Annotated in this window: 10 protein-coding genes; 1 reads left to right on the forward strand and 9 read right to left on the reverse strand. The window is 62.8% G+C overall.

All coding sequences use genetic code 11. The features are described 5' to 3' along the window. Nucleotides 1-113: 113 nt before the first annotated feature. On the reverse strand, nucleotides 114-1,064 hold the full coding sequence (locus Y707_RS0119645) for a 3-hydroxyacyl-CoA dehydrogenase family protein (protein WP_051442223.1): 951 nt from the start codon (nucleotides 1,062-1,064) through the stop codon (nucleotides 114-116). Nucleotides 1,065-1,161: 97 nt separating this feature from the next. On the opposite strand from Y707_RS0119645, the gene Y707_RS27725 reads away from it, so the two are divergent. Beyond that, nucleotides 1,162-2,592, forward strand: coding sequence for an amidase (locus Y707_RS27725; RefSeq protein WP_035782779.1), 1,431 nt, complete (start codon nucleotides 1,162-1,164; stop codon nucleotides 2,590-2,592). A gap of 27 nt (nucleotides 2,593-2,619) precedes the next feature. Here Y707_RS27725 and Y707_RS27730 read toward each other — a convergent pair whose 3' ends face one another. From Y707_RS27730 to dhaL, 8 genes are all read right to left on the reverse strand, one after another. Then, a complete protein-coding gene (locus Y707_RS27730) occupies nucleotides 2,620-3,888 on the reverse strand; it encodes an alpha-hydroxy acid oxidase (protein WP_051442224.1) in 1,269 nt (422 codons plus the stop codon). A gap of 63 nt (nucleotides 3,889-3,951) precedes the next feature. Next, entirely contained in the window at nucleotides 3,952-5,361 is a 1,410-nt protein-coding gene (locus tag Y707_RS0119660) for an Nramp family divalent metal transporter (RefSeq protein WP_026536339.1), read from the reverse strand. 74 nt (nucleotides 5,362-5,435) lie between these two features. Beyond that, nucleotides 5,436-6,461 carry a 4-hydroxythreonine-4-phosphate dehydrogenase PdxA gene (gene pdxA / locus Y707_RS0119665; protein WP_026536340.1) on the reverse strand — a complete coding sequence of 342 codons (1,026 nt, stop codon included), beginning with the start codon at nucleotides 6,459-6,461 and terminating at the stop codon, nucleotides 5,436-5,438. Next, the gene (locus Y707_RS27735) at nucleotides 6,458-7,795 is read right to left on the reverse strand and encodes a four-carbon acid sugar kinase family protein (RefSeq protein ID WP_051442225.1); all 1,338 of its coding nucleotides are present in this window, start codon (nucleotides 7,793-7,795) and stop codon (nucleotides 6,458-6,460) included. The genes pdxA and Y707_RS27735 overlap by 4 nt, the downstream gene beginning before the upstream one ends. A 19-nt stretch (nucleotides 7,796-7,814) precedes the next feature. Further along, complete coding sequence (locus Y707_RS27740; RefSeq protein ID WP_051442226.1) at nucleotides 7,815-8,810, reverse strand: 2-hydroxyacid dehydrogenase; 996 nt, start codon at nucleotides 8,808-8,810, stop codon at nucleotides 7,815-7,817. Nucleotides 8,811-8,821: 11 nt separating this feature from the next. Next, nucleotides 8,822-9,616 (reverse strand): SDR family NAD(P)-dependent oxidoreductase, encoded by a 795-nt coding sequence (locus tag Y707_RS0119680; protein ID WP_035782780.1) that lies wholly within the window; start codon nucleotides 9,614-9,616, stop codon nucleotides 8,822-8,824. 3 nt (nucleotides 9,617-9,619) lie between these two features. After that, complete coding sequence (locus tag Y707_RS0119685; RefSeq protein WP_026536342.1) at nucleotides 9,620-10,087, reverse strand: ribose-5-phosphate isomerase; 468 nt, start codon at nucleotides 10,085-10,087, stop codon at nucleotides 9,620-9,622. Beyond that, a partial coding sequence (dhaL, locus tag Y707_RS0119690; protein ID WP_026536343.1) for a dihydroxyacetone kinase subunit DhaL occupies nucleotides 10,084-10,730 on the reverse strand: 647 nt, incomplete at its 5' end. The genes Y707_RS0119685 and dhaL, both read right to left, overlap by 4 nt.

Consider the following 10,730-nt stretch of genomic DNA (forward strand, 5'->3'; position numbering starts at 1 on the left):
CCGGCCAGCCAGTCCAGGCTCGCCTGGTAGCCGAGGTACATCTTGGTGCTGACGCCGACATACTGGCGCTGCCCTCTACTCGTGAAATCCATAGCCGTGTTTTCCTGCTGGGCCTAGTGCAGCGGTGCCGGGCCGAGGTCTTCGAGCAGCTTCTGCATCGCAACGTACGCCTTGTTCCGGTAGGCGATCAGCTCCGGAGTGCGTTCGGCCGGGACATCGAGGAACCCTGCGCCGCTCTTGGTGCCGAGCTTGCCGGATTCCACCAGGTCGGAGAGGATCTTCGGCGTCGCAAACCGCTCGGGGAAGTCGGTCTGCAGGGATTTGTAGCAGAAGTTGTAGACGTCCAGCCCGGCCATGTCGGCGATCGCGAACGGACCGAAGAACGGCAACCGGAAACCGAAGGTGGTCCGGACCAGCGTGTCGATGTCTTCCGGATCGGCGACGCCTTCTTCCACCAGCTGCGTAGCCTCGTGGAACAACGCGTACTGCAACCGGTTGAGGACAAAGCCGGTGACGTCCTTGACGACGGCGGTTTCCTTGCCGGTGGCGTGCACAATCTCCCGTGCGGCATTCACCGTCGCTTCGGCCGTACCTTCATGCGGAATGATTTCGACGCCGGGGATGAACGGCGACGGGTTGGAGAAGTGCACGCCGAGGAACCGTTCCGGGTTCTGAACGGCTTTGGACATCGCACCGATGGAAATCGTCGAGGTGTTGGAGCCGATGATGGCGTCCGGCTTCGCAGCAGCGCTGATTCGGGCAAGAATGTCGTTCTTGATCTCGAGGACCTCGGGAACGGCTTCCTCGATGAAATCGGCATCCGCAACAGCTTCCTCGACGGAGGCGGCGGCGGAGAGGTTCTGCTCGAGCGTTTCGGTGGCACCTTCCGGGAACAGTCCCTCCGCGATGAAGTCCTTCGACTCGCTGATCAGGCGCTGATAGTTGTTTTCCGCGACCTCTGCGGAAACATCGGCAAGGGCGACCTTGGCGCCTGACAGAGCCAGAACCTGGGCAATCCCGCCGCCCATGTAGCCGGAGCCAACAATGGCAACTTTGCGGGTCATAAGCAGTCCTCTTCCAAATCGTGTTTCCTATAGGGTTTAGTTCAACATACTCCAGTCGATAACCTATGTCACATTCCCCTTGGAAGGATGGCTTCACATGGCTGCTGAAATTACCGGTCTGTCGGCACGGGCACTGGCATCGGCCATCCGCTCAAAAGACCTCTCCGCCCGCGAGGCGTTGGAAGCTCATTTATGCCAGATCGAGAAGGTCAATCCCCACATCAACGCCATTGTCACAGTGGATGCCGATGCTGCCTACGCGGCCGCTTCCGCAGCGGATGACCTGACCATGTCCGGCGTCGAACAACTCCCGCCGCTGCACGGTGTTCCCCTGACGCATAAGGACACCCACAACACCAAGGGCCTGCGCACCACCCACGGGTCGCTGGTCTTCAAAGACAACATTCCCGACGTCGATGATCTGGTTATTGAACGGCTGAAAGCGGCCGGCGTTGTCACCACCGGTAAATCCAACGTGCCTGAATTCGCCGCCGGCTCGCATACCTTCAATGAGGTTTTCGGAACCACGACCAACCCGTACGCGCCACAGCTCAGTGCGGGTGGCAGCAGTGGCGGCGTGGCGGCGGCCATCGCGGCCCGGATCCAGCCTGTTGGCGAGGGCAGCGACATGGGCGGTTCGCTGCGGCTGCCCGCCTCCTTCTGCAATGTTGCCGGCCTCCGGCCCTCCGCCGGCGTCGTTCCGAACCCTGGCTCGCCGAACCTGTGGAGCTGGCTTGGCCGGACCGGAGCGATGGCACGCGAGGTGGCGGACATCTCTTTGATGATGTCGACCATTGCTGGCCCCCACCTGCGGTCTCCGCTGCCCTGCCCGCTGGCGTCCGGCAGATTTACCGAACCGCTGCAGCGGGATTTGACCGGCCTCCGGATTGCCTGGTCCCCCGATTTCGGACTTGGCGTACCCGTGGACGACGAAGTCCGGCGCGTACTGGAAACGCAACTGACTGTTTTCGAAGACCTTGGAGCCCATGTCGAAGACGCCGCGCCGGACCTGCGCGAGGCGGGCCGGGTATTCCGCAACGTCCGCGCCTTCGACTTCGCGCTGACGCTCGGTGATCTGGTCAAGGAGCATGGCGATCTGATCAAACCGGAAATCCGGTGGAACGTCGAGCAAGGCTGGGAACTGTCCGGACAGGACTGCATTGACACGGCTCTCGCCCGCACCCGGCTGGAGCGACAGGTGCAGAGCTTTTTCGAAAGCTACGACGTATTCGCCACCCCCTGCGCGCAGGTGTTGCCCTTTGATGCGGCACAACGCTATCCAAAGTCCATCAACGGCGTGGAGCTGAAAAACTATCTGGACTGGATGCGCTCGGCCAGCCTCGTTTCGGCCACCGGCCTCCCGGCTCTTTCCGTACCGGCCGGGTTCAGTGAATCAGGCCTGCCTATCGGCATGCAGCTCTCCATGAACCACGCGCAGGATTTCGAATTGCTTCAGGTGGGACATGCGTTTGAGCAGGCCACCGGCTTCGGCCAGCAGCCCCCAGCGCTGCTCACCGACGGCAGGTAAATCTTCGTCACATCACGCAGGGCTGGTTCACGGCAGAGGCACGCTCGCCGGATCCCGCTCCGGCGACCATTCACGCGGCCAGCTCACGAACTGTCGATCAAGATCCGCGACGTCGTCGAGCCCGAGCAGGATCAAGGTCTCCCGCAGCTCAGCCCGGTAAATATTGATCACCCGCTCGACGCCGCGCTCACCTGCTGCCGCGGCTCCCCAGACCCAGCTTCGGCCCAGTGCAACGGCGTCCGCACCGATCGCTTTGGCTTTCATGACGTCTCCGCCGCTGCGGATGCCGCCGTCGAAAATAATGTTGAGCCGGTCACCGACCGAATCCACGATCCCGGGAAGGACGCTGATGGAACTTGGCAGGCCGTCCAGTTGGCGGCCGCCGTGATTGCTCACGAATATCCCATCCGCGCCGGCATCCGCTGCCCGGTCGGCGTCGCCGAGGCTCATCACGCCTTTGACGAACAACGGTCCCTTCCAGATACTGCGCAGCCAGACGATGTCTTCCCACGTCGCGGAGAGGTTTACGAGCTCCGTATTGATGTATTCCTGATGTGACATCGCGCTTGAACCTTCGGCGATGCCCTGCAGGTTGCGGAACCCGATCGCCGGACCACGCATCAGGCTGGCGAACCACTTCGGATGCCGGGCTACGCCAAGGGCGTTGCGCAATGTCACCTTCGGTGGAATGGACATCCCGTTCCGGTGATCTCTCGCCCGCTTGCCGTTAACCGCGACGTCGACGGTGACAACCAGCGCGGTGCACCCTACGGCCGCCGCCCGGTCCACCAGGGTTCGTACGGTTTCCCTGTTCCGCCACATATACAGCTGGAACCACAGCGGACCGGTGGCTTCCGCCGCGATCTCCTCGATAGACCAGCTCGATGCCGTACTGATGGTGTAGGTCAGACCTGCCTTGCCCGCCGCCCGTACGGCCGACAACTCGCCATCACCGCCAAAGATCCGCACGGACCCAGCCGGACCCAGCAGGATCGGCAACGGCATTTTTTCACCGGCAATTGTCGTCTCCAGCCGTTGCTGTGACACATCCACGAGCGAGCGCGGAATGAACGTCACCTTCGCCAAGTCGTCGATGTTGGCCCGCAGGGTGTTTTCCGCATCGGCCCCGCCGTCGGCAAAGTCGAATGCCATCTTGGGGATGCGTCGTTTGGCCAGAAGCCGGATGTCGGCGATGGTGGGGGCGGTGCCGAGGGCATCCGTGGAGATGCCCCCGGCCACGAGCATCCTGGCGAGCTCCGTTACCGCATTGGTGCTGCTCGTTTGAGGTGCAGTCATTAAGAGCGCTTTCCTTGTTGTCCGTTATTTTGTTCGTGTCCAGGGCAGGAACCCGGGACAGCATCATCCGATCGTCAAGCCGAAAACGCTCAGCAAGGTGTAGACGCCGAGAAGACCGATGGCGACGCTGCTGATGACGAGCGCGGCATTAAACCAGCCTCCCCCATGCAGCCGGGGATCGACTTCCGTCTTGCGCAGATACCAGACCGCGATGACAACCGCGACGAGGAAGATGCCGGTCACGACTCCACCGATCTGGACCATCAGCACCGGAACCCGCAGCACGAGGAACGCGATGCCCCAAATGATTGGCATGACGACCGTGAAGACGCGGATCCACTTCAGGCGTTTCGCCGGCTCCGTGTGCCAGTTGAAGACGCCCATGGTGGCGAGGATATTCGCGTACATCCTCGACCAGCTGGGAATTGCCGCCCACATGGTGGAGCCCAGCACCGCGATGGCACCGATCAGGAAGCCGACGCTGGCCCACTCCCCGAGGGTGTCGGTGTACATCCGGGACAGTGTGGTGATCATTTCGTTGCCCTCGGGGGTGAGCCCCTGGGGGTTCAGCACCGCGGCGCCCATAATGAAGAACGCCAAGGTTCCGAAGGTGTAGATAATCCAGGAGATGATCGCGTCCTTGTACATCACGCGGATCCAGCCCTTGGCCCGGCGTTCCCACTCTGCACTGCCATCATTCGGGCCTACCCAGCGGGCATACCCCTTCTCGACGCACCAGTAGGTGTAGTAGGTGATCTCGTCGGCACCGACGCCCGTGATGCCGAACATTGCAATGGCCGCACCGACAGCACCCGCTGGAATCAGGAAGGTCAGGCCGCCCAGAACGTCATCGGCGCCGTAGGCAAACGGAGTCAGCGGCAGTCCGAGCGCAATGATGATCGTAATGAAAACAAAAATCACAACGAGCGCGAACGCGCCTCGTTCAATCAGCCGGTAGCTGTTCTTATACAGCAGCACAATACTCAGAATGACGATGAATATAGTCCAGATGGTGATCGACGTCGTTCCCAATGCCGGTCCGCCAAGCGGCAGCAGAACACTACACGCCACAGCGACGCCGCCGACGATGCCGCCGAACTGAAGGAATTTCGACAACGCCAGGACGATCCAGAGGATATTGACCCAGCTCATTCGTCCGAGCTTCGGCGGGACCTTGTTGTAGCCGGTAAGGGCGGGATCGCCGGTGACGATTGTCCATCGGGCGAGCTCGACCTGGACGGCGACCTTGACCAGGGTCGAGAAGATCACCATCCAGAGGATGACGAAACCAGCCTCGGCCCCAAGCGCCGTCGTCGCAATGAGTTCACCGGAACCGACGATGGATGCGCTGAGGATCAGGCCGGGGCCGAGATAGCGGAAACTGGCCTTCCAACCGACCGGCGGCTCCTTGATGCCGTCGGCCGTGAGTGTATACGGATCATGCTTTTCTATGGAATCAGCTGGAGACGTCATTGTAGATCCTCGATCCAATAGGGTTGAAAGGTATCTGTAGTATCGCCGTGTTTCCACGGGCCGTCAAGGGTTTTTTAGCTCTGTTGTGCGGTCTTCCAAACGTGGCCCCAACCGGGTGCGAGTTGGGCCGCCCGCCGCAGTGAAAGAACGAGGCTCGACTCCCGGGCGATACCCTTGCCGGCGATATCGAACGCCGTTCCATGGTCGACGGAAACGCGGACCACGGGCAGGCCAACAGTGATGTTCACGCCGTCATCGCCGTAGACAGCTTTGAAGGGGGCATGCCCCTGGTCGTGATAACAAACGATGACCATTTTCCAGCGGCCATTCACCGCCGCGGGAATCAGCGCGTCAGCCGGCAGCGGTCCGTGCACATTGATCCCGCGTTCGCGGGCGGCGGCGACGGCTGGAGCGAGGATGTCGGCGTCCTCGTCGCCGAAGAGCCGGTTCTCGCCGGCGTGCGGGTTGAGTCCGGCCAGTCCAATCGCCTCGTCCGGCCGGCCGAGCGCACGGCCGAATGCGCTTGCCAACTCGATGACGTTCGCCGTGCGTTCGTGGGTTATGCCCTCGATCGCCTGGCGTAACGAGACGTGAGTGGTCAGGTGGAAGAAGTAGAGGTCACCGGCGGAGAGCACCAGGCTGAAGTTCTCCACCCCGAACTCGTGCGCGAGGAGTTCGGTGTGTCCCGGCCACTGGTGGCCTCCGGCATGCATGGCTGCCTTATTGAGTGGCGCCGTGACAATTCCCGCGGCCTCACCTTCGCGCGCCAGCCGGCAGGCCTCCACCACGAACCGGTAAGCTGCGTCGCCAGCCACCGGACTGAGTTGCCCAAGCTCGACGTCTGCCAGGGACGGGCCTGTCTGCAGCAGCTCGATCGTCCCCGGTTCGTTCGCTGCCTCAGGCGTGGTCCGGATGACCCGGACCTTGTCCGGATCGCCGCCCACGTTGCTGACGCCGGTCCGCATCGCAGCCTCATCACCGACCACGACCGGCATGCATTCCGAACGTATTTCGTCATGGCCGAGCAGCGCCTTTGCGGTGATCTCCGGGCCGATACCCGCCACGTCGCCCATAGTGACGGCGAGAATAGGGATGCTCATGGGAATGCCTCCGTTGTCGGTGATTTGAGGAGCTTGGTTACAACTTCGAGTACTGAGGCCGGCTGGCCGAAGCCTCCAGCTTTGGTCACAACGGCAAGCCCCTGGGCGGTGCCGCGTTCGATGACACCGACAGGAATGCCCTCCTGCATCGCACCGGTAACGAGGAGCGATACGGCCCGGAGACGGTTCAGCACGGCATGGGCACCATCGCCGCCGATAAGGACCAGCGAGTTGAAGTCCCCGCTTTCCAGCAAATATTCGGCGATGACGGCCAATCCTGCTGCAACTGTGGCACCGGCGTCGGGAGGGGGCAGGCCACCGACGGTCCTTTCCGCCGGCGCCAGCAACATGACGACCCTGGGTATGGTGCCAGCAGCACGGTCCTGGTGTCGCGCATCAAGCCAGCTCTCCACGCCGCCCTCATCAATCAGGTCCTCGAGGGCCGGCGTCAAAACTTGGACATCCGTTGGCGCAAACGCTTCCGCCAGGGTTTCTGCTTGGACCCGGGACACCTCGTGCAGCGAACTAGCGACGACGAGAACCGCTCCTGCCGCTGGAACCCGGAGGCCTGCCTCCTCCGCGGAACCTTCGATTGAGTGTCGTGCCCAGACCCGGGCCATGCTCCCTGCCAGGCCGGCCGCTCCCACCGGCACCACACGCGGGCCCACCAGTTCGATCGTGCGGGCCAGGTCTTCGAGATCGGCATCACTGCTGGCATCCACCACAACGATTTCCGCGCTTTGGGCTGCACGTTCCAGCGCGTCCGCGTTCGCCGCATCGGATCCAGTGTTGAGCGCAATCCGGACACTCCCAGGCAGCAGCTGTTGCATCTCGTTCGTGTGCACAGGCGTGAGAAGGTCGCGTCCAGCAGCTGTGGTTTCCACGCCCCGGCCCTCGATCAGGATCCGCCCCTGTTCGACGGTCCGCCCCATAGCCGGATAAGCAGGGCAGACGACGGCGAAGGCGTCCGGATAGGACTGCGTCCACGAATCCAGTGCGCCGCGTATCTGGGCGTGGACACTGCCGCGCATGGTGGAATCGATTTTGAGGTACAGGTGGTGCAATCCGCTGCCGGCGAGTTGGTGCACGGCAACAGCGGTAGCTTTGCGGGCCGCTTCATAGTTCATCGCCCGGGCATCGGTCACGACGGCCACCGCGGTGTCCGGTCCGGCGTCGTCAACGGCGGTGCTCGTCACGGCGTCACTTGTCACGGCGCTATCGACCGTACCGATGACGAGATGCGAGGACCAACCGCGCTGCGCGAATTGGACGACGGAGTCGTTGGCACCGGTCAGGGCATCAGCTACAATCCCAACCCGGACCGCCGGAAGCATGGTCACATCCGATACCCAATCACTTTAGGACTTCCGGATTCACCGGATAGGAGGGCCATTCGCCCTTGCTCACGGCGATGATGTCGTTGATGGCGGAAGTCGACACCGCGTCGGTGAAGGACTTCGTCCAGCACAATCCGTGCGGAGCGAGCACCACGTTGTCCATCCCGATCAGCGGACTCGAATCGGGCAACGGTTCCGCTTCGAAGACGTCGAGGGCAGCGCCTCCCAGATGTCCATCCTGAAGGTGGCGGATCAGAGCCTGCTCGTCGACGATGCTCCCCCGAGCCACGTTGATGAAGAAGGCTCCCGCCTTCATCTGTGAGAACTCTTCCTCCCCGATCAGGTGCCGGGTCTGGCTGTTCGCCGCGACCGTCACGATGATGAAGTCGCTCTCGGCGAGGACATCCGCCAGCGGCTTCTGGTCCACTCCGAGATCCGCGGCCAGCTCAGGTTTCGGCGACCGGTTGTACGCCACCGTTTTGAGTCCCAGCCCCTTCAGATCCCGCGCGATGGATTCGCCGATACCTCCAAGACCTACCAGGCCGATGGTCGCGCCGTCGAGTCCGGCCCCGCGCCAGTGCTGCTTTTCATTCCAGCGGCCGGTGCGGACCAGCTTGTCCTTAATCACGAGGTTGTGCGCCACCGCAAACAGCAGGGCAATCGTTGCATGCGCCATCGGTTTGCGTACCGCTTCGGGAGCGTTGGTGACAACCACGCCGGCTTCCGTGCAGGCTGGAATATCCACCGCGTCATAGCCGGCGCCGAAGCGGGCGACGTGGCGGAAGTCTTCGAGTCCGCGGATGGAATCGGCGCCCACCTTGTAGTGGCCCAGCGCAAAAAGCGCGTTGAACCCTTCAAGTTCGGCAGCCGAGACGGTGTCCGATCCGCTCTTGGGCAGCACCTCCCAGCTCAGCCCGGCCTGCTGCAGCCGCTCCAGGCCGATGTCGCCATAGATGGTCGAGCCATCGGGGTTGGCGTTTTCGCCGGTGATGGCGACGCGGTAAGGACTCATGAAAAACCTTCCTAGTGCATGTAGAGGCCGCCGTCGACGTTGAGCGTCTGTCCGGTGATGAAGCCGGCGTCTTCACCGATCAGGAAGTGAATGGCTGCAGCAATATCGCGCGGACGACCCACCCGGTTGAGGACCCCTTCGGCGGCCATGGCTTGCTTCCGTTCCTCGGTGAGAGTACCGCCCATGATGTCCGTGTCGATCGGTCCAGGCGAGACGGCGTTGACGGTGACGTCATACCCGCCCAGTTCGCGTGCCACGGAACGGGTCAGACCGATCACACCGGCCTTGGCGACGGAGTATGGCGTCTTGCTGAACGTCCCACCGCCGCGCTGGGCGGAGACCGATGAGATGTTGACGATGCGGCCGATGCGGTTTTTGACCAGCGATTCCGAAACCCGCCGGGTCATGTAGTGCACGCCATTCAAGTTGATATTGAGCACCCGGTTCCATTCGGCCGGTTCCAGCTCCAGGTACGGAACCGGCGAGCTCACGCCGGCCAGGTTAACCAGCGCAACAATCTGGGGAAGCTGCTCCTCAAGCTTGTCGACGGCGGCACGGACGGCGGTTTCGTCCGCCACGTCCGCTCCGACTCCGGCTGCCTTCACGTTGAACTTCGCCGCGACCTCGCTGGCAACTGCCTTGCAGCCGTCATCGTCAAGGTCGATAATTCCGATATTCCAGCCGCGCTCGGCAAGATAGTCGACGGTGGTACGGCCAATCCCGCGGGGAGAAACGGCGCCGGTGACGATCGCCGTCTTCTCTGCCGGGAATCCAACCGTTCCGTCTGTTGAAGTTTGCTCAGTCATGGATCAGCCCTCTTTCGGTTCGTAGGAACAGATGGCCTCGACCTTGGCGGCCGAGCTGGAGTTTTCGTCGAAGGTGTGGCTCAGCCATTCCTTGGTCAGTTTCTTGGCCAGCTCCAGGCCGATCACACGCTGACCGAAAGTAAGGACCTGGGCGTTGTTGCTCAGCACCGACCGTTCCACCGAGTAGCTGTCGTGCGCGGTGACGGCGCGGATGCCCGGAACCTTGTTCGCGGAAATCGCCACGCCCAGTCCGGTGCCGCAGATCAAGAGTGCACGGTCGGCCTCGCCGGCGGCAACCTTGCGGGCTGCGTTTACCGCGACGTGCGGGTACGCCGTCGAATCATCGGTGCCTACGCCGACGTCGACCACGGATTCGACGCGGTCATCGGCCTCCATCAGCTCCTTCAAGGCCGTCTTGAATTCAACACCGGCCTCGTCGTTGCCGATAATAATGCGCCATTTGTCGCTCATGCCTTCACTCCATTTCCGTTCAGCACTTCCTGATATGCACGTGCCACGCCTTCGGCAATTAATCCGAAGGATACCGCTCCGGGATCCGGATGGCCGATACTCTTTTCCGCCAGCGGCCGCGCCCGTCCCTTTTTGGGGCTGAGTTCCGCCGTGGCCTGCGCCGCCGACTTCGCTTCATCCGCCGCTGCACTGAGGGTCTGCTCCAGCGGAGCCCCGGTGTGGTTGTGCTCCGAGAAGACCGCGACGTACGGCAGCAGCGCGTCAACCATGGTCTTGTCGCCGGGTACGGCCTTGCCCAGATCGGTGATCGCCTGGCTGAAGGCCGTCACTGCGGCGAGCGCGTCGTCCGCGTTGTAGCTTTCGCGGTTCCCGAGCGAGTGTGCGAGCGCAATCAGTCCCGATCCCCACAGCGCGCCGGAGGTACCGCCGGCCTTTTCTGCCCACGCCTCCCCCGCCTGAATCAGCAACCGGTCGACGCCAGCGGAAGCCTCCGCAGCAGCAGCCGCGGCATCGGCGGCAGCGTCGGCCCCGCGGCGCATTCCAATACCGTGGTCGCCGTCGCCGGCAATGGCGTCCATCCGCCCCAGCTCTTCTTCATGCTCGACGACGACGGCGCGCACCGCTTCCAGCAGCGCTGCGGCAC

Source organism: Arthrobacter sp. H14 (assembly GCF_000520495.1).
In the GTDB taxonomy this organism is placed as follows: domain Bacteria; phylum Actinomycetota; class Actinomycetes; order Actinomycetales; family Micrococcaceae; genus Arthrobacter_C.